A 21,307-nucleotide genomic window follows, 5' to 3' on the forward strand; every position below is an offset into this window, starting at 1 on the left:
TCGCTTCCATCGCCACCTTGGCCTTGAACTGCGCGCTGTAGCGCTTCCTCGTCGTCTTCATTCCCGTCCATTCCTTCAGGTCGGGATGAGCTTAACACCCTGTCCGAATTTCCGGGACCACCTCAATCGGGGGCGCGACATTCTCGAGGCGCTCCTGGCTATGCTTGGCGGCGATCCGATCGAGCACGACAGGATCGAGAGTGCGTCTGTCGCCCGCGGGGCCTATGTCCTCCTCATCTGCCTCGACCAGGCGGTTCCATTTCGGCGCGGAACGATGCCGCACATCTTCATGCCTGGCTGGTATGTCTATGCGGGAAGCGCCTACGGCCCCGGCGGCCTGCGCGCGAGGATCCGCAGGCATCTGAGGCGCGGCAAGCTGCTTCACTGGCACATCGATCACCTGACCTCGACAGCGGCGGCCATCCAGGCGGTGGCCGTCGAGGGGGGTGCGAATGCGCGATCGTGGGCACGCTCGTCCGCTCGGGCCAGTTTGCTTCTGCGCTCGAAGGCTTCGGCGCGACGGACTGCACCTGTTGCCCGTCCCATCTGCTGCAATCACTCGCTATTGATTGACGTCTAAATCGAGCGCCCGATAGATTGCGCGCATGCGCAAGACCGTCATCCTCACCATCGTCATGACCTTCAGCGCCGCATGCACCGCGGCGGCCGGGGGCCGGTTCGCGGCCCCGCCCACCTCAGGCAGCGACACGCCTGCCGCGCGCGGAGCAGCATTCGCACGGGCGCATTGCGCCGCCTGCCATGCTGTCGAACCAGGTTTCTCCCCCAAGCCGGAGGCGCCTACGTTCGAGGCGATCGCGAATGCGCGGGGCCTCACGATCGATACGCTCCGACCGTGGCTGCGCGATTCGCACAATTTTCCCGAGGTGATGAATTTCGCGATCGCGCCCGAGCAGGTCGACGACCTTGCGGCCCATATCCTGACCTTGAAGAGCCCTGATTACCGGCCGCCGATCCAGTAGCCTCGCCTGCGTGCGGTTGGGAACCGGCTACAGCGACCCGCCAGCAGGGCTACGTATATCCCACAAATGATTGCTCCGCGCGCGGAGGCTAGGACGTGTCGAGCCAGCAGCATGGAGGACGAGAATGCCGATCAGAGATCTTCTTGCGGTGGTCGATACCGGCAACCAGGATGGGCAATTCCTGCAGGACGTGCTCGCTTTCGCCGCGTTCCACGAAGCGCGGCTATCCTTCGTCATCCTTTCTGCGATGTCAGCGGAAACCTATGCGCTCACCATGGGGCCGCCCTACATCTTTCTCGACGATTACGCGGAAGCGGTTGAGGCCAAGGAGGCGCGCATCGCCAAGGCTGCCGGCGCTGCCAATGTCGAGGTTCGCACGATTTCCGACCAGCCGGCCGTGATCTTCTCGAAGGCGGCCGTCTATGCGCGCTATGCCGATGTCGTGCTGTTCGGCCCCAGCGGCAACTATGAGCATCCGCCGATCCGCCGCGAGACGATCGAGAGCATCCTCTTCGCGTCCGGCCGTCCGGTTCTCGTCCTGCCGAACGGCCACCGAGCCGGGCATGTCGATCACCTTGCAATTGGATGGAACGCCACGCGTGAAGCGACGCTTGCCTTGCGTGAGGCGAAGGCGTTCGCTGAGCCGGGGGCCAAGGTCGAGGTGCTTGTGCTGAACGGCAAGCCGACCGAGAAAGGTCATGGTTCGGAGCCTGGCGCGGATATCGCCCGTCATCTTGCCCGCCATGGTTTCGACGCCAATGTCGTTGCCCTGGCCCGCGGCGAGGGTTCCGATGCCGAGGCTCTAATCCGCGGCGCCCGGGAGCATGGCGCGTCCATTCTGGCGCTCGGCGCCTACGGACATTCCCGCCTGCGCGAGATGATACTCGGCGGTGTAACACGGGAACTCATCGACGGAGCCGACATCCCGCTCTTGTTTGCCCACTGACCAGACCCCCCGCCCCGGAGCGCCTGCGTATCCTCGACACGCCGCTCCGGAGCATGACCCCGCCGCCTCTCCAGACCCCCCCCCGGCGGCGGGGTCGCTTCTTCTTACCGCCGATTCCGTCGCCAGCAGCGCGTCCGTCCCTCCCAGCCGTTGAAGGGGCTCGGCGCGCAACGCGAAGAGCGAGGCGGCCAAACCCTTCAGCGGCCTTAGCCGGCTCGTTCACGCTCCGCATCGGCCACGACGGCAATCGTGCGAACGAAGCTGTCGGGGTTGAGGGAGATCGAGTCGATGCCTTGCGCCACGAGGAAGGCGGCGAAGTCTGCGTGATTGCTTGGCGCCTGGCCGCAGATCCCGATCTTGATGCCCGCTGCATGCGCCTTGGCGATGACGTCGGCGATCATGCGGGTCACCGCCTCGTCCCGCTCATCGAACAGGCTGGTCAGAAAGCCTGAATCGCGGTCGACGCCAAGCACGAGCTGGGTCAAGTCGTTCGAACCGATCGAGAAGCCATCGAAACGGGCGGCGAACTGCTCTGCGAGGATGACGTTCGAGGGAATCTCGCACATCATATAGACCTTCAACCCGTTCTCGCCGCGACGCAGACCGTACTGGGCCATTGTTTCGAGCACGCGATCCGCTTCGGCGGGCGTCCGGCAGAACGGCACCATCACGATCACGTTATCGAAGCCGAGCGTCTCTCGGACGCGCTTGAGCGCCCGGCATTCGAGAGCAAAACCTTCGCGGTAGCGATCGTCATAGTAGCGCGATGCTCCGCGGAAGCCGAGCATCGGGTTTTCCTCGTGGGGCTCGAACGCTTCGCCACCCAGAAGATGCGCATATTCGTTGGTCTTGAAGTCGCTCAGCCGAACAATGGCGGGATGAGGATAATAGGGGCTGGCGAGCTTCGCGATGCCGCGCGCCAGCACGTCGACGAAATAGCCGGTCGGATCAGCATAGCCGCGCGTGAGCACCTGAATCTGGCGCTGCGTGTCGGGATCCGTACGTTCCGGATGGACGAGCGCCATCGGGTGGACCTTGATGAGCGAGTTGATGATGAATTCCATCCGCGCCAGGCCTACGCCCCGAGCGGGCAGGCGCCACCACTGGAATGCGGCTGCCGGGTTGGCGATGTTAACCATCATCGCGGTCTCAAGATCGGGCAAGTCGCCGACATCAACGTCCTCGATCTCGAATTCGAGCTCCCCTTCGTAAACCATGCCGACGTCCCCTTCGGCGCAGCTCAACGTGATGCTCTGACCTTCCTGGATGTGACGGCTTGCCTCGCCAGTCCCCACGATTGCGGGTACGCCCAGTTCCCGGCCCACGATCGCGGCGTGGCTGGTGGTCCCACCGTGATCGGTGATAATGCCCGAGGCGCGCTTCATGATGGGAACCCAGTCGGGATCGGTGGTCTCGGTGACCAGTATGGCGCCATCCTTGAAGCCCTCAATATCCTTCGCGGTCTGGATGACGCAGGCCTTGCCCACCGCGATGGCGTTGCCGACCGCCGCTCCGGTCGCGATCGGAGCGCCTTTTGCCTTCAGGCGGTAGTGGCGAAACGACGTTCGGCTTGTCTGTGCCTGGACGGTCTCGGGTCGGGCCTGGACGATGTACAGCTTACCGGTCTCGCCATCCTTCGCCCATTCCATGTCCATGGGACGCTCGTAGTGGCGCTCGATGGCGGCCGCCCAGCGTGCCAGCTGGATGATGTCTTCGTCACTGAGCACGAAAGCCGCGCGCTCATCGGATGTGGTGTCCTCGATGCGAGTGCGCCGGCTGCCGCCTTCGGCATAGACCATGCGGGTGGCCTTGGCGCCGAGCTCTTTTTCGATGATGGGCAGGGCGCCGTGCACTTCGAGCAATGGCTTGAAGACCACATATTTGTCGGGATCGACCGATCCCTGAACGACAGTTTCGCCCAAGCCCCAAGCCGCACTGATGACGATTGCCTGGGGAAAGCCGGTTTCGGTGTCGATCGAGAACATCACGCCCGAGCCGCTGAGGTCGGAGCGGACCATCTGCTGAACGCCTATGGACAGCGCGACCTCGAGATGATCGAAACCTTTCGCTTCCCGGTAGCTGATGGCACGATCGGTGAAGAGCGACGCATAGCAGCGCCGGCAGGCGTCGAGCAGGGCTCGAGCTCCGCGCACATTAAGGAATGTTTCCTGCTGGCCGGCGAAGCTCGCGTCGGGAAGGTCTTCCGCGGTCGCGCTGCTGCGCACGGCCACCGCCGGCCGATCGGATCCGACCCGCGAACCGAGCTCCTGATAGGCCGCCTGGATTTCGTCGGCGATGAGCGAGGGAAACTCGGCCTCGAGGAAGAGTGTGCGAATGGCCTCTCCAGTCTGCTGCAGCGAGGCGGCGCCCTCGTGAAAGTGGGAAAGCAGCTCTTCGATATGCGGCTCGAGCCCGTTCTCCTGCACAAAGAAGCGATAGGCATCGGCGCTCGTTGCGAAGCCGGCCGGCACCCTGATCCCATCCTTCGACAGGGCGACGGTCATTTCTCCCAGTGATGCGTTCTTGCCGCCCACTTTCGGGACGTCGGCGATTCCGATGTCTTCGAACCAGACGATGAAAGAGCGGGACATCGAATATCTCCTTCAGGATTCCTGATGAGCGGACGAAAGCCGCGCTCCAGACCGCGAGCTTCGCTTTTCCTGCGAACTGCGTCTTTAGGTAAGGGTCCGTAACCGTTCCTCGAGTTGCGCACGGCCGAAACGAAATAAGAGAGCGATAAGCCGCTCGACGATCCGGACATCATCGCATTTGGCGGGGGCTTCGTAAAAATTGTTACCCGTTCATCTGGCGCTTCACCTTTCCAGAGCTGTCCGCCGCGAACCGGCCTGCCTCGTCGTCGTGGCGTAGCGGAAATCGGCCGGTCCGCAGCTGTGCATCACCTCACGCAGTCTCGCGAATGACCATCGTATCCGCTAGGACTGATTGGAGGACGGCCTCTGCCATGCTGCCAAAGACTGCCTTGGAAAAGCCGCTTCGGCCATGGGTGCCGAGCACGACGAGGTCGGCGCCGATCTCCCGAGCGACCTTCTGCACCACGGATTGTGTTTCGCCATAGCGCAAGTGAGGGGTCAGGCGCCGACGAAGTTCCGGGGTGATCCCCGAGCCCGTCAGGAAATCGTCGAATGCTTGCTGCGCTTCCGTTTCAAAGGCTTCCTGGTTCTGCTCGACGCTGAGGAAACCTTCGAAGGGCACGTGGAACGCATGCACCAGATGAATCGCTGCGCTCGGGAACAGGCGCGCCGCAGCAAGTAGGGCATAACGGGAACAGGGGGAGAAATCGGTCGCGGCCAGGATGGTCCGATAGCTGGATCGGGGGCGCTGCTTGACAATCAAAACTGGAACATCCGCCTCTCTGATGATGAGGTCAACGGCTGTACCTATGAAGAAGTCGCCGATCTGATTGTGACGAGCCACTCCGGTTACGATCATCCCGCAACCATTGCGTGCCGCTTGGTCGACGATGACGTGCGGAGCGGAGCCTTCGCTCACCAGTATCTCGATTTCCGCTCTCGTTCCGGGCAGAACAGCACGCACCGCCGCATCGGCCAGATCCGCTTCGCCTGCGAGGCGCGATCCGCTCTCAACCACATGGCAGACGAAGAGGCGCACCTTCGCGGCTTCGGCTAGGAAGGACGCGCGATCGATGGCTCGGTCGGAACGCGCACTGAGGTCCGTTGCCACGAGTAGAGGATGATGCAGCTCCATGTATTTTCCTTTCATTCATTTCCCATGCCGGCGGGCTCTTCGGAATCTCTTGATCGGGTCGCAGAGGGAATGACGAGGACGTCGACCTTCGCATACCGCAGCACCTCCTCGGCCACGCTGCCGAGAAAGAATTTCTCAAGACCCGTCCGGCCATGCATGCCGATGACAAGAAGGTCGATTTGCGCCTTTCGAGCGGCGCTCAGAATCGTATCGGGAACAGATAGCTCAATGGCTTGGACGGTCTTGCGGTCAGGCTGGATGCCTGCTTCACTTAGGAACGAGCGCAGGTCGTTGATCGCTTCAGCGCGAACGGTCGCGGTATAGTCCTCGACCTCATCGCCGGTCATCATCGAGCGCTGCATCATGCTCCTCTCCGGCGTGTCGAAGACATGGAGGATCTCCAGGTGCGCTTCTGCCAGCAGGCCCAGTTCCATGGCGGCCTTCGCAGCTTCCAACGAACATTCGGAAAGGTCGGTCGCGATCATGATGCGCTGATAGGGGCTTGCCGGCATGCCGTTGGCCATGAGGATCGGGGTCGCGCTTTCGCGGATCGTTCGCTCCGCTGTGGTGCCGACGAAGATGTCTTTCAGAAGGTTTCGCCGGTGCGGGCCCATGACAACGAGATCAGGTTCCAGTTCCCGCGCTGCGTCCACCAGCGCGCGGAATGGATCGCCCATCACCAACCGATACGTGCAATCGACCTGATCGCTGGACGAAATGGTAGCGGCCGTCTCGGCGAGTAGTCCCTCGCTGCTGTCGCGCTGAATGGCGAGAAGCGTTTCGGGAAGCTCATCGTCCAGCGCGTGAAGGAGAACCAGGCCGGCCGAGAACTGGCGGGCGACGAGCACAGCGCGGCGCAATGCCCGGTCTGCGCGGGGAGAGAAATCGGTGGCGACGAGGACGCTGTGCATCAAGAATTCTCCTTGGCGGTCGAGGCGTGCGCCTGTTCATAGCGAGCCGGTCGCAAGACAGACGGGGCTTCATCTGTTTGGCGGTTCGCTTCCGATGTCCGGTGTCGCCGAAGGCGGCGAATCGATCGACGCGACTGCCATGCACGGCGAGGCAGACGCCGCTGCGCGCAAGAAGTGGTTGTGCATGTCGTCACGGTTCTCCTCTCGTCGGCAATCACCCCCTGAAGCCTCGCGTCGTTCTGGGGCTCGTTGCCATGGTTTCGGTCAAAACAGATCGCTTGAGCCCGTTGGCGAGAGCTCAAGACCGGCTGTCGAGACACTGACGCGCGATCGGATGCTAATGGATCGCGCTAAGCGCAAGGCATTGGGCAGACGATAGCTTCGTTGCGATCACAAGTCACGGACAGGCGGTAAGCGAATGCTGCAGACGTTTGGCATGGCCCACAGCGAGATCGACAATGCAGTCGTTGCCGCCGTTGTTGGTCGCCGCCAGTATGTTCAGCGAACAGTGGCTGCTGCTACTGGTTGGTTCAATGCCAAGGAGTGGGTTCATGAAAGTCGCGGTATTCAGCACCAAACCCTATGACAGCGACTTTCTGACCGCCGCCAATCGTGCGAGCGGCAATCGTCATGAACTGCGGTTTCTTGAACCGCGGCTCAACTCCGATACGGTGCCGCTCGCCGGAGATGCGGAGGCGGTCTGCGCGTTCGTGAACGATATTCTAGATCGGTCCGTGCTGGAGGCGCTCAAGCAGCGGGCGGTACGACTGATCGTTCTGCGTTCGGCGGGCTTCAATCACGTAGATCTCGTTGCGGCGCGGGATCTTGATCTCGCCATAGCCCGGGTTCCTGCCTATTCGCCGGAAGCGGTCGCGGAACACACGGTTGCGCTGATGCTTTCGTTGAACCGCCATATCCATCGCGCTCACGCTCGGGTCAGGGAAGGTAACTTCGCACTCGATGGCCTACTGGGCTTCAACCTCGCCGGGCGCAGCATCGGGATCATCGGAACCGGCAAGATCGGGATATGCGTGGCCAGTATAATGCGAGGCTTCGGGTGCCGCATACTGGGCGCTGATCCCTATCCGACGCCGGAGTTCACCGCGCTTGGCGGCTCTTATGTGGAGCTGCAAGACCTGCTGGCCGCCTGCGATGTGGTTACCCTGCATTGCCCGCTCACGCCGCAGACCTATCATCTCGTTGATGCCGCAGCGATCGCCGCGATGAAGCCGGGGGTCATGCTCTTGAACACCGGGCGCGGCGCGCTGGTCGAAACACGCGCGCTCATCGACGGCCTCAAGTCGGGAAAAATCGGTCATGTGGGCCTTGATGTCTATGAGGAGGAGGGGGACTTGTTTTTCGAAAACCTGTCCGGCCGGATCATCCAGGACGACGTTTTCGCGCGGCTGCTAACCTTCCCGAACGTCCTGATAACGGGACATCAGGCATTCTTCACGCAGGAAGCGCTCACCGCGATCGCCGAGACCACGATTGCAAACGTCTCGCAATTTGAACTGAGCGGGTGTGCCGCGTACCCAGTTTCGACCGAAATGCTCGCCTGAGCGATGCGAGAAATGGACTGTCATTTCCGCCGTGGCCGGTTGACCTTGAGCGCATTGCACCCGATGCTGGCCCACGAGCCGAACGACAACAGCGAGGGCGACAGCGAGAGAGTCGGGTTGGTTCCGGCCTGGCTGTGCGCAGTCGTGAAACATCAAGGAGGATGCCGGGCTCGATCGAGCGGTCGGTCCTGATTCGGGAGCGGCAGGCGAGCGCCGCGGGAATCGGGGATTTCGATGGAAGTCATCGTTCAATCTGCATTTGGAGAGATCGCTGCCCTGCTGGTGCTGGCTGCGGTCGTCGGCTTTGTCGGCATCGTCTTGCGCCAACCGCTTATCGTAAGCTTCATTGCCGTCGGTCTTCTGGCCGGGCCGTCCGCCCTCGGGCTTGTCCAGTCCGCCGAGCAGATCGATCTGCTCTCCGAACTCGGTATAGCCCTGCTGCTGTTCCTTGTCGGCATCAAGCTGGACGTGAAGCTGATACGTTCGCTGGGAACGGTTTCGCTTTTCACCGGGCTTGGCCAGGTCCTGTTCACGTCGGTCTTCGGGTATCTGATCGGCCTTGCGCTGGGCCTGGGGCATGTGACCAGCCTCTATGTGGCGATTGCGCTCACCTTTTCCTCCACGATCATCATCGTGAAGCTGCTGTCGGACAAGCGCGAGATCGATTCGCTCCATGGCCAGATCGCCCTGGGCTTTCTGATCGTTCAGGATCTGGTCGTGGTTCTCGCGATGATCGTGCTGTCCGCCATTGGCATCGGCTCTTCCGGCCCGCATGGAGGCGGGCAAAGCATCCCGAGTGTGCTGCTGTCGGGGGGCGCGATGGTGGTGCTCGTCATTCTGTTCGTGCGGTATCTCGCGGACCCGCTCACGCGAAGGCTCGCACGGGCGCCTGAGCTCATGATGATCTTCGCCATTGCCCAGGCAGCCATTTTCGCCGCTGTCGGAGAGCTGGTCGGCCTTGGCAAGGAGGTCGGCGGCTTGCTGGCAGGTGTGTCCCTCGCCTCCACTCCGTACCGGGAAACCATAGCGGCGCGCCTGGCGCCGCTGCGCGATTTTCTGCTGCTTTTCTTCTTCATCGCACTCGGCGCCGGGCTCGACCTATCGCTGCTAGGCGCCCATCTGGTTGGAGCTCTGGTATTTTCGGTCTTCGTGCTCGTCGGGAATCCGCTGATCGTCCTTACGATCATGGGAGCGATGGGCTATCGCAAGCGGACGGGTTTCCTGGCCGGGCTCACTGTCGCTCAGATCAGCGAATTCTCACTGATCTTCATCGCGATGGGCGTGTCCTTGGGGCACGTGACCCAGGAGGCGCTGGGCCTCGTCACCTTGGTTGGCCTGGTGACGATCGCGGCATCCACTTACATGATCACCTACTCGCACGTCCTTTATGATCGGCTTGAGCCGTTCCTCGGTCTGTTCGAACGGAAAGGAACGCCGCGAGAGCCGCGCGACGGCGCGCCGCAGCTAGACGCTGGCTACGACATGCTGATTTTCGGGCTGGGCCGCTTCGGCACGGCGATCGGCATGCGCCTGAAGAGCCGCGGCCTTCGCGTTCTTGGGATCGATTTCAATCCAGCTGCGGTCCAGCGATGGCGCGAACTTGGGCTCGACGCGGTATTCGGGGATGCCGGCGATCCGGAATTCGTCTCCGAATTGCCGCTGGCGTCCGCCAAATGGCTGGTCTCGACGGTTCCGGTTCACTTGCCGGGGCTGAATGCTGAAGATGCCCGTAGAACCCTCATCCAGCTCTCTCGCCTCTCAGGCTTTTCCGGGCGCGTGGCCGTTGCGTCCCACAGCGATGGGGAACAGCAAGACTTAAGCGACGCAGGCGCCGATCTGGTGCTCGAGCCGTTCCAGGATGCGGCGGACAGAGCGGTCGAGCTACTCAGCGGCGAGCAGGAACGAGAACGGACGCGGTTTCCCGGCATCCCCGCCGAGCGTGTGTTGGGTTGAACATCATTGGTAGAAGTAGCGCGAGATGAGACGATCACGATGAACAGGCAGGCAGCGGATTATCATGCCCGGTCACTCGATGACGTTCTCGCTGAGCTCGACGCTCGGTCCGATGGATTGAGTTCAGAGGAGGCCGCCCGGCGACTCGCAAGACATGGCGCGAACCGGCTTCCCGAAGCGCCGCGGCGAAGCGTCCTTCTTCGGTTCCTGCTGCACTTTCACAATGTCCTCATCTACGTGTTGCTGGCCTCCGCCGCGATCACGGTGGCGCTTGGGCACATGGTGGACGCGGGCGTCATTCTCGCGGTCGTCATCGCCAACGCTATCATCGGCTTCATCCAGGAAGGGCGGGCGGAGAACGCCATGGCTGCGATCCGGGGGATGCTGGCTCCGCGCACGGCCGTCCTGCGCGATGGTGCCCGGCAGAGCATCGATGCCATCGAGCTTGTTCCGGGCGATATCGTCGTTCTGGAGGCGGGTGACCGGGTGCCGGCGGATCTTCGCCTCATCGACGCCAGGGGCTTGAAAGCCGAGGAAGCCATTCTCACCGGCGAGTCCGTGCCGGTCGACAAGGACGTCGCGCCGGTCGTCCCGGATGCCCCTCTCGGCGACCGCGCCTCCCTGGTGTTCAGTGGCACACTTGTCGTCGCCGGCGTCGCCCGGGGTATTGTCGTGGCGACCGGCGTGGAGACCGAAATCGGCCGGATCAGTGGTATGCTGGCCGAGGTCGAGTCGCTGACGACGCCGCTCGTGCGCCAGATGGATGCGTTTGCGCGCTGGCTCACCCTGTTCATTCTTTTGGTCAGCGCGGGCCTGCTGGCCTTCGGCACGTTCGTCCGGCATCTGCCGTTCGACGAGATGTTCATGATCGTGGTCGGTCTCGCCGTGGCGGCGATACCCGAGGGATTGCCGGCGGTTCTAACGATCACCCTTGCGGTCGGCGTGCAGGCAATGGCGCGTCGCAATGCGATCGTGCGCCGCCTTCCCGCCATCGAGACGCTTGGCTCGGTGTCCGTCATCTGCACCGACAAGACGGGCACCCTCACGCGCAACGAGATGGTCGTCACGACCTTGCTCTCGGCCGATAGCCGCTTCGCCGTCGCCGGCGAGGGATATGCACCGGAAGGCGCGGTGCAACGGGAGAACGAGCCGGCGAATGCAGCTGGCTGCCCTGTCCTTCTGGAGTTCGCGCGTGCAGCCGCGCTGTGCAACGACGCCGCCTTGCGCCGAACCGACGACGATTGGCGCGTGGAAGGCGATCCCATGGAGGGCGCCCTGCTCGCCCTGGCCGGAAAGATCACCGATGGCGCGACCGCGCCGTTCAGCAGCCTTGCCCGTACCGACTCGATACCGTTCGATGCAGCCTATCGCTATATGGCGGTTTTGCATCACGATCATGCGGGCCACGCTTTCATCCACGTGAAAGGCGCGCCAGAGGCCATCCTGGCCATGTGCCGGAACCAACGGGTCGGCGCAGATGGCGCCGCGCCGCTCGATCTGCATTACTGGCAGGAGAGCGTCGAGCAACTGGCCAGCGCGGGTCAGCGCGTGATTGCCGTGGCCTCTCGTCCCGCCGATCAAGCCCATACTGTACTGAATACGACCGATATCGAAGGGCAGCTCACGTTGATCGGACTTGTGGGCCTCATCGATCCGCCGCGAGCAGAGGCGATCGAGGCCGTCGCCGAGTGCCACCGCGCGGGAATCAGGGTGAAGATGATTACCGGCGATCACGGCGCCACAGCGAGAGCGATCGCCGCCCAGATCGGCTTGCGCAACTGCGACCAGGTCCTGACAGGCGCGGACCTTGAGAACCTCTCGGATGCAGAGCTGGCCACTGCCGCGGTGGAAACCGACATATTTGCCCGGACGTCTCCCGCCGACAAGCTGCGCCTGGTCACGGCCCTGCAATCGCGCGGGCTGATCGTCGCCATGACAGGCGACGGCGTGAACGATGCCCCCGCGCTCAAGCGTGCCGACGCCGGCACAGCCATGGGTTTGAAGGGCAGCGAAGCCGCGAAGGAGGCTTCCGAGCTGGTCCTCGCCGACGATAACTTCGCCTCGATCGCGGCGGCGGTGCGTGAGGGGCGGACGGTCTACGATAACATCAAGAAGGTGATCAGCTGGACCTTGCCGACCAATGCCGGGGAGGCGCTGACGATTATCGTCGCCTTGCTGGCCGGCATGACGCTGCCGGTCACGGCGGTGCAGATCCTCTGGATCAACCTCGTAACCGCTGTGACCCTGGGCATAGCGCTCGCTTTCGAACCGAGCGAAGGTGGGACCATGCGCCGCCCGCCGCGTGCGCGCAATGCCCCGCTGCTCACCGGGGAGCTGATCTGGCACATCCTGCTCGTTTCGGGACTGTTCGTTGTCGCCGTCTTCAGCGTCTTTGCCTACGCCATCGACAAGGGCTATCCCGTTGCGCTCGCGCAGACCATGGCGGTCAACACGCTGGTGGTTCTGGAGATTTTCCATCTCTTCTTCATCCGTAACATCCATGGAACATCGCTGACGCTAGCAGCGGTGAAGGGAACTCCCATTGTCTGGTTCTCCGTAATCAGCATAACCATCGCGCAATTCGCGATGACCTACTTGCCGCAGCTCCAGTCGGTCTTTGGAACGCAGCCGGTGCCATTCACCGATGGCATCGTGATCGTGGCGGTCGGAGCGGCGTTCTTCGTGCTGATCGAAATCGAAAAGCAGATGCGCCTTGCCTTTCGCAAGCAGGCTGCACCCTTGCCGAACGATTAGAATCCGATACCCGGTCGCTCATGCGCGACTCGGGCGATTGCTGTTGCCGCTGCGTCTTTGCTATTCATGCCGCAGCTGAGCGAGCGGTCACGTCGTGCCGTCCAGCCATGCGGCCTCGTCACGCAAGCGTCGCTTGTAGTCAGGCTCCGCCAATGCGCGCCGCAGTTGCCTCGCCCGCTGTGTCACTGCCTTGCGGTTGAATCCTTCCAGACTGTCTTGAGCCAACTCCTGCAGGCGGTCGATGTGGATTGCGAGTGCACCGAGTCTCCCGGCGTCGTCACACTCGATCGCAATTTCTCCAAGCGTTTTTAGAAAGCCGCGCGCGGCGATCATGTCGCCGGCGCAATATTGCGCCAGCGCTCCGAAGCTTCGCTCGAGATAATCAGCGAACGTCTGCGGATGGGCCACGACCCGCAGCGCCCCTTCTTCATCCTTCCGCAAATGCGAGGGAATGTCTCGCGATGAAAGATCGGAGATGGCGGCGCCCAGCCAGTCGAGGCAGGTAAGGGCGGTGAAGGGATCGTTCACCCCCGGCGAGAGCGCGCGAGCAGCGATCTCGACCAATTCATCGATTAGAAAACGCAGGTCCTGCAGGGCAGTCCGCTGGGAACCGATGGCGAATATCCCTGCCAATGCTTCGCAGGCGTCGTCGTCGCAGCGTTCCGGAGGCCAGGCCTCGATCAGTGCGCGGCCGGCATGCACGAAGTCGCCGGGCTGATATCGCAAGCGAACGACCAGATCGTGCTTCGACGCCAGAGCGAGCAGATCATCATCGCGGATGAGCTGGATATAGCCCGTGTCATCTGCCGAAACGAGGCCCGGCTGAGCGCCCTCCGCTCGGCAGGCGTCCCGGCGCAACGCAAGGGGCAGGGCGGGATCGTCCGGATCCGGCTCCACATCGGCGGGCTTCCCGACACAGCGAGGAAAGCGATGGCCGACCTCCTTCAGCAGACGACTGCCAATGTCTTCGATGACGCTGTTGATGTGGATCTTGCTCGGCACATGATGGATGAAGAAAATCAGCACGGCGATCGAGCAGATCGCCAGCAGCACGGCCACAAGCAGGGCCAAATTGGGGACGAACGCGGTGCCCCCGGTTTCCTCGGGCGAGCGGATCGTTCTCAAGACGATCAGACAGTAAAGGAACGTGGCGATGAAAGTGCCCAGCGTCACCTGATTGCCGCGGTCGCGCATGAAGTTGCTGAGCAGCCGCGGTCCGTACTGACCCGAAGCGTAGACCACGGCGGCAATGGTGACGGAGAACACCGTGCCCGCCACGGTGATCATCGAACCGCCGATGGCCGAAAGCACCTGGCGTGCGCCGCTTGGCCGGGAGGCGTAGAGCCAGGCGAACCGGTCCATCCAGCTCGAGCCTTCGTAGCTGTCCAGCTGGATCATCCCGCCTGCGAGCAATACTGCCGCGCAGGCCATGAGGGTGGGGATGAACCAATAGCTTTGCCTCAGCTTATCGGCGACGCGCAGCAGCCAGGCCTTCATGAAGAGCGCTCCTGCGGCCATGCGGTGCGCTCGCCGGCATTCGCCTGAGAGATGACGCTGAAGCTCCCGTCGGTTTCGAGAACCACAAGGGCAACGTCCGCCAGGCCGCCGATGCCCGCGCTCCGGACCGCCGCCTTGACTTCGTCTTCCTTGACCCGTTCGTCGCGCAGGGCCTCTTTGACGAACCTGCCATCGGCAAGCAGCACGCGCGGGCTCGCCTGCACCATTCGGGCGAGCGTCGGCGATCGAACAACGCTCCAGGCGACGACAAACTGCAACAGCGCCAGTAAGGCGAAGGCGAGAACGCCTTCGAGCAGTGCCACATCCTTGGTGAGCAGGACGGTGGCCAAAGTCGAGCCGAGCGCAACCGTCACGACGAGATCGAAAGCGTTCATCTTCGCGAGCGTTCGCTTGCCGCTAAGGCGCAGCACCGTCACCAGCGCCGCATAGGCGAGTGTGCCCACCCAGATCACGCGCACAAGTCCTTGCAGATTGTCGAACAGCATCCGGATCCTCGCTTTCGCTGATTCAACACCTATTACGGGAAAAAGTGCGCAATGCCGCTCTCGTTCGATTGGCAGTTGCCTACACACCGGGGATCACAAGGTCCGGATAAACGTCCGCTTCGCGGAACGGCCGGCACGTTGCCGAGTTGGTTTCGCTGAGGGCAAATGCCAGGTCGACCCAGGAGCAGGTATCGCGCAATGTCCATTCACAAGATGATCGAACTTCATCCTGACGTGAAGCAGCTCAACGACGCGCTTGCGACAGCCGCCCGCCACGCCATGTTTTGCGCGGTCATGTGCACCTCTTGCGCCGACGCCTGTTCCGCCGAAGAGATGGACATGCGCCAGTGCATCCGCAGCTGCCTCGACTGCGCCGATGTTTGCGAGGCCACCGCCAAGCTTGCGGTGCGCCGTACGGGCGAAAATATCGCGGTTCTGCGGGCAATGATGGAAGCCTGCATCCGCACTTGCGAGCTTTGCGCCGAGGAGTGCGCGCGGCACGAACACGAGCATTGCCGTCTGTGTGCGGAAATGTGCCGCGAGTGCGCCGAGGATTGCCGCAAGGCGCTCCCCACGATCCAGTAGCCGTCGTCTCTAAGGGGCCGCCGCGTTACGGCAGGGCCACGCGCGACACGCGTGACGTAAGCGGTCTGCAATGGGCATGGCGGGCGTGGCGCCGGCAGATGATCACTCGGGCTAACGCGCCCCGCCACTCCGCGGGAGATCATCGAAGTCCGCAGTCAGGTTCCATGAGTGCCGAGTGCGCCGATTTCGTCCAAGGACGCTCGTGCGATCCAGAGGCCGCGATCGAGATACAGGGCCTCAAAGATTTCAAACGGCTAATTGGAGGACTGCCAGCGGCTTCCGTAGATTGATTTTCGACGCATTAGGCTTGCTTCGCGTTTGGCAGAAGGTGAAGAATAGCCTCTTCGCATCAGCGATGATGGCATTCGCGCACCTGTTCCCAGGCACCGCGCACGGAGATCTGTTTGTTTCTGGTCCTTCTCCTTGCGCTACCCTTCGTCGGCGCGCTGCTGACGTCGATTGCGGGACACGCCAAGCGTAGCGTGGTGGCGGGACTAGCCGCAGCGCCGGCCCTCGCCGGAGTGGCGCTGCTCGTCATGCTGGCCCCTGGCGTGCTGGCCGGTGAGGCGGTTGAGTTCCGCGCTGCCTGGATTCCAGCACTCGGGCTGGACCTCAGCTTGCGGATCGACGCGCTGGCCTGGCTGTTCGCCGCCCTCATCCTCGGCATTGGGCTGCTGATCGTCATCTACGCGCGCTTTTATCTTCCGGCGAACGAGGCGATGGGGCGCTTCCTTGCGCTCCTGCTCCTGTTCCAGGGAGCGATGCTGGGGATTGCCCTGGCGGGGAATGTCCTGCTGTTGCTGATCTTCTGGGAGCTGACAAGCCTCACGTCATTCCTGCTGATCGGCTTCCGGAAAGACAAGCAAGAGGCCCGGCAGGGCGCCCGCATGGCCCTCGCGGTGACGGGCGGGGGCGGGCTGGCGCTCATCGCCGGTCTGCTGCTGCTGGGTCAGATCGCCGGATCGTTCGAGCTGGTTGACATCCTCGCGAGCGGGGATGCCATCCGATCCTCCGGCCTCTACCCGCTGGCGCTGCTTCTGATCCTGATCGGCTGCTTCGCCAAATCAGCGCAGTTCCCGTTCCATTTCTGGCTACCGCACGCGATGGCTGCACCCACGCCGGTCAGCGCCTATCTCCATTCCGCGACCATGGTGAAGGCAGGGGTGTTCCTGCTCGCGCGCTTCTGGCCGGTGCTGTCGGGAACGGAGCTTTGGTTCTACCTGGTTTCGACGACGGGACTGGTCACGATGGTGCTGGGCGCCGCTGTCGCCCTGTTCCGCCATGATTTGAAGGCGATTCTTGCCTATTCCACGATTAGCCATCTTGGTCTGCTGACCATGCTGTTCGGCTTCGGCACGCCCGCGGCGGCCGTTGTCGGCGTGTTCCACCTGCTTAACCATGCGTTGTTCAAGGCAGCACTGTTCATGAACGCCGGCATCGTCGATCACGAGGCTGGGACGCGCGATATCCGCCTGCTCGGGGGACTCGCTCATTTGATGCCCGTCACGGCCACACTCGGCATCGTTGCGGCGGCTTCGATGGCTGGCCTGCCGCCGCTCGGCGGATTCCTGTCGAAGGAGATGATGCTTGAAGAGGCGGCTCACACCGTCTGGGCCGGGCAGCATTGGGCCGTGCCACTGCTTGCGGCTGTCGGTGCAACATTGTCTGTCGCCTACTCGCTGCGCTATATCTTCCACCTCTACCTTGGACCTTGCCGTTCGACCTATCCCACAACCCCGCATGATCCGCCGTCCGGGCTTTGGGCGCCCGCGGCTCTGCTCGTTGTCCTCACCATATTGATCGGGCTTTTTCCGCAGACGCTGACCACCGGCATCGTCGCCCCGGCCGCAGCGGCTGTGACTGGAGGGGCGGCGCCCGCGTTCAAGCCGGCGCTCTGGCACGGGCTGACCCCAGCGCTCGCAATGGGCGTCTCAGCCTTGATATTCGGAGCGGCGATCTTGTGGTGGCATGGCACGTTTCAGCGCAAATGGGACAACCTTCCCTTGCCCGATGCCAAGCGTCTGTTCCAAGGGGTTGTGAACGGGCTGGTGCATATAACCCGCACGATCACGAGCGTCATCCATAGCGGCTCGCTGCAGCGCCAATTGGCGCTGCTGTTCATTGTCGCGATCGTCCTCGGTGCGATGGGCGTATGGACCGGCGGCTATGCGCCGGGCGCGCGCGCGACCATTCCGGCGCCGCCGGTGGCCATCGTCGCCTGGCTGCTCCTGCTGTCGGCCGTTGCGGCAGTGGTCAAAGGACAGCGGCAGCGATTCCTGACGCTGATTTACATCAGTGTCGTCGGCCTGGTCGTTTCTCTCGCCTTCATCTTTCTCTCGGCGCCCGATCTCGCGCTGACCCAGATTTCGGTCGAAATCGTGACGATCCTGCTGCTGCTGCTCGCGCTCAATCTCTTGCCCAAGGTTCCGGCGCGGGTTTCTAGCAATCGCCGCAGGCTTCGCGACGGGCTGATCGGTCTCGCTGGCGGAACGGCGGTCGGCTCGGCGGCCTGGGCGGTGATGACCCGCGCTCCCAACGATCCGATCTCATCCTATCACTGGGCCAACTCCTATGCGCACGGCGGCGGCACCAACGTCGTCAACGTCACGCTCGTCGATTTCCGCGCCTTCGACACTTTCGGCGAGATCACAGTCCTCGGCATCGCCGCGCTCACGATCTTCGCGCTATTGCAGCCGGCCACGCGAGGCGCTTCGGGACGTCGATTGCGCGAGTGGATCGCCGATCTGCCGCAATCCCCGGAGCGCCATCCGATGATGTTCGCCGTTGCCGCAAGGCTGCTGCTCCCGCTTGCGACGATGATCGGGCTCTATATCTTTCTGCGCGGCCATAACATGCCGGGCGGGGGCTTCATTGCGGGCCTGGTGATTTCGATCGCGATGCTCATGCAGTACATGGCTTCGGGCTTTGAATGGGCAGACCAGCGGCGACGCATCGACGAGCATTTGCTGATAGGTCTGGGCGTGAGTATCTCCGCCATGACCGGCCTTGGCTCGCTTCTGTTTGGTGCACCCCTCTTCACCAGTTCCTTCGGCCACTTCAGCCTGCCGCTGGTCGGTACCTTCGAGCTCGCTACCGCCATGCTCTTCGATGTCGGCGTCGCCATGACGGTAATCGGCGCGGTGATGCTCGCGTTGGCCGAGCTCAGCCACGTCGCTCAGCGCGCTGAAAACGCGGATGGAGGCGCGGAGGAGGGCCCGATGGACATCGATCCCGCGAAGCTGCGGGGGGCCGAGGCATGAGCATCGAATTTCTCGTCGCATCCGCGATCGGGGCCCTGACGGCGGCCGGCATCTATCTGTGCTTGCGCGGCCGCAGCTTTCCGGTGGTCCTTGGCCTTGCGATGCTCTCCTATGCGATCAATCTCTTTCTGTTCGCCATAGGTCGTCTGGTGGTCAATCGCCCGCCGATCTACGGGAAGGGACTGACCGAATATACCGACCCGCTACCGCAGGCGCTGGTGCTGACCGCGATCGTCATCTCTTTTGGCATGACTGCGCTCGCGGTCGTGCTTGCGCTCCGCAGTTTCCTCGAAACCGGCACCGATCAGGTCGATGGCATCGTCGAGCCCGACCCGCCCCAGCCTGATGCGGAGGCGCGGCCATGATGGATGCATTGATCGTGGCGCCGTTGCTGCTGCCCGCCTTCGCGGGCACCGCGACATTGCTGTTCTGGCTGCGCTACCGCTCGATCGGCGCGGTCATATCGGTTCTCTCGACGATCGGTCTCATCGCTATCGCGGCCGTCCTCATGATGCGGGCCGCTTCGGGCGCGCCGTTCGCCTATGCGCTCGGCGATTGGCCTGCCCCGTTCGGCATAGTGCTGGTACTGGACCGGCTCTCGGCCCTGATGTTGCTGCTGACGGCGATAGTTGGACTCGCGGTTGCGGTTCATGCCACGCTGACGGCTCTCGATCGCAAGGGTTGGCATTTTCATGCGCTGCTCCAGTTTCAGCTGCTCGGCGTCAACGGCGCGTTCCTGACGGGAGACCTGTTCAATCTCTTTGTCTTCTTCGAGGTGCTGCTGATCGCATCCTACGGTCTCATGCTCCACGGACAGGGGGAACGGCGGCTCACCGCTGGCTTTCAGTACGTGATCGTCAATCTGATCGGATCGACTCTGTTCCTGATCGCGCTGGGCCTGCTCTACGGTGTTACCGGCACGCTCAACATGGCCGACATGGCGGTTCGCGGGGCGGCCCTGCCTGCCGCCGACCAGGGTCTGTTCCGGGCCGGCGGCTTCCTGCTGGCCGCGGTCTTCGCACTCAAAGCGGCGCTCTTGCCGCTGCATCTCTGGCTCCCGCGCACTTATGCGGCAGCATCGCCGGCGATTGCCGCGCTGTTCGCGATCATGACCAAGGTGGGCGCCTATGCTCTCATCCGCACCATGCCGCTGATCTTTGGTGATGCGGTAGGCGCATTTCTGCTGCCAGCAGCACTCGGTACGATGCTGCTCGGCTTTGCGGGCCTGCTCGCCGCACGCGGACTGTGCGACATGGCTGCGTTCGGCCTGCTTGGTTCGACCGCGACGCTGCTCGCGGCCGTCGCCTTGTTCGACATGCCCGCCATGGCGGCGGCGCTCTACTATCTGCCGCACACGACGCTGTCGGCGGCCCTGCTGTTCCTGACTGTGGATCTCATCACCCGCTGGCGCGGCTCGAAGGACGATGCGATCATGCCGACGGCGCAGTATAAGGGGCAGGGGGTGCTCAGCGGGCTGTTCCTAGCGGCCGCCGTCGCGCTGGTCGGCCTGCCGCCGCTTTCCGGCTTCGTCGGCAAGCTCCTGATCCTGCGGGCAGCATGGCCCTCGGCTTACATGGGCGCAATTTGGGCGATGGTCCTTGTGACCAGCTTGCTCGGCCTGATCGGCCTTGCGCGCGCCGGGAGCACCCTGTTCTGGAGAGCGGATGCGCCGTTGCCGCCGGCCGCCGACCGATCGTCTTCGCATCCGCGCGAGGCAATACCAGCCTTTTGTCTGTTGGCGCTGCTGGCAGTCTTCACCATCGGCGCGGGGCCGATCACGGCCTATATGCAGGCAACGAGCGAGCAGGTCTTCGACGTTCCCGGCTATACCCGTTCGGTGCTCGAGCCTGACGGCACGGGGACGCGCGAATGATCCGTCTGTTCCCACACCCCGGGCTTACCGTCCTGCTGATCATCATATGGATGCTGGTGCTCAATGAACTGAGCTTTGGCGGCTTCCTCCTGGGAATTGTGTTTGGAACGCTGGTGCCGCTGTTTACCGCCCCCTTCTGGGTCGGGCGTTCGCCGGTGCGATACGGTTGGCCTCTCATCGCCTATGTGCTTCTCGTGATCGGCGACATCGTCGTCGCCAACTTCCAGGTTGCCCGACTGATCCTGTTCCGGCGTAACCGAGACATGCGTTCGTGCTGGCTGACCATTCCGCTGGACCTCCGGTCGACTGAGGCGATCACTGTCCTTGCCGGCACAATCAGCCTGACCCCGGGCACGGTTTCTGCCGACATATCGACCGACGGACGCCATCTGCTGGTCCATGCACTCGACACCGATGATCCAGAGGCCGAGATCGCGCGGATCAAGGCGCGCTATGAAGGTCGGCTAATGGAGATTTTCCGATGATCGATCTGGCGCTCGCCACCGCCCTGGCTTGCATCGCGCTTGCAATGTTCCTGAATCTGTACCGGCTGCTACGGGGGCCGACGGCACCCGACCGCATCCTGGCCCTGGACACGATGGTCATCAATGCGATCGCTCTCATCATCCTGTTCGGCATCAGGGAAGGCACGACAACCTATTTCGAGGCCGCCTTGCTTCTGGCCATGGTCGGCTTCGTGGGGACGGTGGCCTATGCCAAGTTCCTGCTGCGCGGCGACATTGTGGAATAGGAG

General features: G+C 63.0%; 18 protein-coding genes. 13 read left to right on the forward strand and 5 right to left on the reverse strand.

All coding sequences use genetic code 11. The features are described 5' to 3' along the window. From ACFQ24_RS07105 to ACFQ24_RS07115, 3 genes are all read left to right on the forward strand, one after another. The coding region (locus tag ACFQ24_RS07105; protein ID WP_380910064.1) for a DUF123 domain-containing protein at nucleotides 1-580 on the forward strand (580 nt) is incomplete at its 5' end. A gap of 25 nt (nucleotides 581-605) precedes the next feature. After that, nucleotides 606-980 carry a c-type cytochrome gene (locus ACFQ24_RS07110; protein ID WP_380910066.1) on the forward strand — a complete coding sequence of 125 codons (375 nt, stop codon included), beginning with the start codon at nucleotides 606-608 and terminating at the stop codon, nucleotides 978-980. Nucleotides 981-1,104: 124 nt separating this feature from the next. Continuing rightward, nucleotides 1,105-1,926 (forward strand): universal stress protein, encoded by an 822-nt coding sequence (locus tag ACFQ24_RS07115; RefSeq protein ID WP_380910068.1) that lies wholly within the window; start codon nucleotides 1,105-1,107, stop codon nucleotides 1,924-1,926. A 206-nt stretch (nucleotides 1,927-2,132) separates the two neighbouring features. Here the strand turns inward: ACFQ24_RS07115 and ppsA are convergent, their stop codons facing one another. From ppsA to ACFQ24_RS07130, 3 genes are all read right to left on the reverse strand, one after another. Beyond that, nucleotides 2,133-4,517 (reverse strand): phosphoenolpyruvate synthase, encoded by a 2,385-nt coding sequence (ppsA, locus tag ACFQ24_RS07120; protein WP_380910070.1) that lies wholly within the window; start codon nucleotides 4,515-4,517, stop codon nucleotides 2,133-2,135. A gap of 310 nt (nucleotides 4,518-4,827) precedes the next feature. Next, nucleotides 4,828-5,652, reverse strand: a complete 825-nt coding sequence (locus tag ACFQ24_RS07125; protein ID WP_380910072.1) for a universal stress protein — start codon at nucleotides 5,650-5,652, stop codon at nucleotides 4,828-4,830. Nucleotides 5,653-5,663: 11 nt separating this feature from the next. After that, complete coding sequence (locus ACFQ24_RS07130) at nucleotides 5,664-6,563, reverse strand: universal stress protein (protein WP_380910074.1); 900 nt, start codon at nucleotides 6,561-6,563, stop codon at nucleotides 5,664-5,666. Nucleotides 6,564-6,981: 418 nt separating this feature from the next. Here ACFQ24_RS07130 and ACFQ24_RS07135 point away from each other — a divergent pair, with 418 nt between their 5' ends. From ACFQ24_RS07135 to ACFQ24_RS07150, 4 genes are all read left to right on the forward strand, one after another. After that, a complete protein-coding gene (locus ACFQ24_RS07135) occupies nucleotides 6,982-7,149 on the forward strand; it encodes a hypothetical protein (RefSeq protein WP_380910076.1) in 168 nt (55 codons plus the stop codon). Then, complete coding sequence (locus ACFQ24_RS07140; protein ID WP_380910078.1) at nucleotides 7,115-8,125, forward strand: 2-hydroxyacid dehydrogenase; 1,011 nt, start codon at nucleotides 7,115-7,117, stop codon at nucleotides 8,123-8,125. Before ACFQ24_RS07135 ends, ACFQ24_RS07140 begins: the two co-directional genes overlap by 35 nt. Nucleotides 8,126-8,359: 234 nt before the next feature. Then, nucleotides 8,360-10,078: a cation:proton antiporter gene (locus ACFQ24_RS07145; protein ID WP_380910080.1), complete on the forward strand. Its 1,719-nt coding sequence runs from the start codon at nucleotides 8,360-8,362 to the stop codon at nucleotides 10,076-10,078. Between the two features lie 39 nt (nucleotides 10,079-10,117). Beyond that, nucleotides 10,118-12,832: a cation-transporting P-type ATPase gene (locus ACFQ24_RS07150; protein WP_380910082.1), complete on the forward strand. Its 2,715-nt coding sequence runs from the start codon at nucleotides 10,118-10,120 to the stop codon at nucleotides 12,830-12,832. A gap of 87 nt (nucleotides 12,833-12,919) precedes the next feature. Here ACFQ24_RS07150 and ACFQ24_RS07155 read toward each other — a convergent pair whose 3' ends face one another. Then, nucleotides 12,920-14,329 (reverse strand): DUF2254 domain-containing protein, encoded by a 1,410-nt coding sequence (locus ACFQ24_RS07155; RefSeq protein ID WP_380910084.1) that lies wholly within the window; start codon nucleotides 14,327-14,329, stop codon nucleotides 12,920-12,922. Next, the gene (locus ACFQ24_RS07160) at nucleotides 14,326-14,835 is read right to left on the reverse strand and encodes a DUF421 domain-containing protein (protein WP_380910086.1); all 510 of its coding nucleotides are present in this window, start codon (nucleotides 14,833-14,835) and stop codon (nucleotides 14,326-14,328) included. Before ACFQ24_RS07160 ends, ACFQ24_RS07155 begins: the two co-directional genes overlap by 4 nt. A 198-nt stretch (nucleotides 14,836-15,033) precedes the next feature. On the opposite strand from ACFQ24_RS07160, the gene ACFQ24_RS07165 reads away from it, so the two are divergent. The 6 genes from ACFQ24_RS07165 (at nucleotide 15,034) to ACFQ24_RS07190 (ending at nucleotide 21,304) form a co-directional block, all read left to right on the forward strand. Continuing rightward, complete coding sequence (locus tag ACFQ24_RS07165) at nucleotides 15,034-15,420, forward strand: four-helix bundle copper-binding protein (protein WP_380910088.1); 387 nt, start codon at nucleotides 15,034-15,036, stop codon at nucleotides 15,418-15,420. A gap of 404 nt (nucleotides 15,421-15,824) precedes the next feature. Further along, nucleotides 15,825-18,680 (forward strand): monovalent cation/H+ antiporter subunit A, encoded by a 2,856-nt coding sequence (locus ACFQ24_RS07170; protein ID WP_380910090.1) that lies wholly within the window; start codon nucleotides 15,825-15,827, stop codon nucleotides 18,678-18,680. Continuing rightward, nucleotides 18,677-19,045, forward strand: a complete 369-nt coding sequence (locus ACFQ24_RS07175; protein ID WP_429615058.1) for a Na+/H+ antiporter subunit C — start codon at nucleotides 18,677-18,679, stop codon at nucleotides 19,043-19,045. The genes ACFQ24_RS07170 and ACFQ24_RS07175 overlap by 4 nt, the downstream gene beginning before the upstream one ends. Continuing rightward, nucleotides 19,042-20,553 carry a monovalent cation/H+ antiporter subunit D gene (locus ACFQ24_RS07180; RefSeq protein WP_380910091.1) on the forward strand — a complete coding sequence of 504 codons (1,512 nt, stop codon included), beginning with the start codon at nucleotides 19,042-19,044 and terminating at the stop codon, nucleotides 20,551-20,553. Before ACFQ24_RS07175 ends, ACFQ24_RS07180 begins: the two co-directional genes overlap by 4 nt. After that, nucleotides 20,550-21,038, forward strand: a complete 489-nt coding sequence (locus ACFQ24_RS07185; protein WP_380910093.1) for a Na+/H+ antiporter subunit E — start codon at nucleotides 20,550-20,552, stop codon at nucleotides 21,036-21,038. The genes ACFQ24_RS07180 and ACFQ24_RS07185 overlap by 4 nt, the downstream gene beginning before the upstream one ends. Beyond that, on the forward strand, nucleotides 21,035-21,304 hold the full coding sequence (locus ACFQ24_RS07190) for a K+/H+ antiporter subunit F (RefSeq protein WP_380910097.1): 270 nt from the start codon (nucleotides 21,035-21,037) through the stop codon (nucleotides 21,302-21,304). The genes ACFQ24_RS07185 and ACFQ24_RS07190 overlap by 4 nt, the downstream gene beginning before the upstream one ends. The last annotated feature ends 3 nt before the right edge of the window (nucleotides 21,305-21,307 follow it).

Source organism: Sphingobium olei (assembly GCF_042678845.1).
GTDB lineage: Bacteria > Pseudomonadota > Alphaproteobacteria > Sphingomonadales > Sphingomonadaceae > Sphingobium > Sphingobium olei.

Excerpts from the sequence above, each read along its gene's own strand:
- ACFQ24_RS07110 (WP_380910066.1), top strand. The coding sequence starts at position 606 with ATGCGCAAGACCGTCATCCTCACCATCGTCATGACCTTCAGCGCCGCA.
- ACFQ24_RS07115 (WP_380910068.1), top strand. The coding sequence starts at position 1,105 with ATGCCGATCAGAGATCTTCTTGCGGTGGTCGATACCGGCAACCAGGAT.
- ppsA (WP_380910070.1), bottom strand. The coding sequence starts at position 4,517 with ATGTCCCGCTCTTTCATCGTCTGGTTCGAAGACATCGGAATCGCCGAC.
- ACFQ24_RS07125 (WP_380910072.1), bottom strand. The coding sequence starts at position 5,652 with ATGGAGCTGCATCATCCTCTACTCGTGGCAACGGACCTCAGTGCGCGT.
- ACFQ24_RS07130 (WP_380910074.1), bottom strand. The coding sequence starts at position 6,563 with ATGCACAGCGTCCTCGTCGCCACCGATTTCTCTCCCCGCGCAGACCGG.
- ACFQ24_RS07135 (WP_380910076.1), top strand. The coding sequence starts at position 6,982 with ATGCTGCAGACGTTTGGCATGGCCCACAGCGAGATCGACAATGCAGTC.
- ACFQ24_RS07140 (WP_380910078.1), top strand. The coding sequence starts at position 7,115 with ATGAAAGTCGCGGTATTCAGCACCAAACCCTATGACAGCGACTTTCTG.
- ACFQ24_RS07145 (WP_380910080.1), top strand. The coding sequence starts at position 8,360 with ATGGAAGTCATCGTTCAATCTGCATTTGGAGAGATCGCTGCCCTGCTG.
- ACFQ24_RS07150 (WP_380910082.1), top strand. The coding sequence starts at position 10,118 with ATGAACAGGCAGGCAGCGGATTATCATGCCCGGTCACTCGATGACGTT.
- ACFQ24_RS07155 (WP_380910084.1), bottom strand. The coding sequence starts at position 14,329 with ATGAAGGCCTGGCTGCTGCGCGTCGCCGATAAGCTGAGGCAAAGCTAT.
- ACFQ24_RS07160 (WP_380910086.1), bottom strand. The coding sequence starts at position 14,835 with ATGCTGTTCGACAATCTGCAAGGACTTGTGCGCGTGATCTGGGTGGGC.
- ACFQ24_RS07165 (WP_380910088.1), top strand. The coding sequence starts at position 15,034 with ATGTCCATTCACAAGATGATCGAACTTCATCCTGACGTGAAGCAGCTC.
- ACFQ24_RS07175 (WP_429615058.1), top strand. The coding sequence starts at position 18,677 with ATGAGCATCGAATTTCTCGTCGCATCCGCGATCGGGGCCCTGACGGCG.
- ACFQ24_RS07180 (WP_380910091.1), top strand. The coding sequence starts at position 19,042 with ATGATGGATGCATTGATCGTGGCGCCGTTGCTGCTGCCCGCCTTCGCG.
- ACFQ24_RS07185 (WP_380910093.1), top strand. The coding sequence starts at position 20,550 with ATGATCCGTCTGTTCCCACACCCCGGGCTTACCGTCCTGCTGATCATC.
- ACFQ24_RS07190 (WP_380910097.1), top strand. The coding sequence starts at position 21,035 with ATGATCGATCTGGCGCTCGCCACCGCCCTGGCTTGCATCGCGCTTGCA.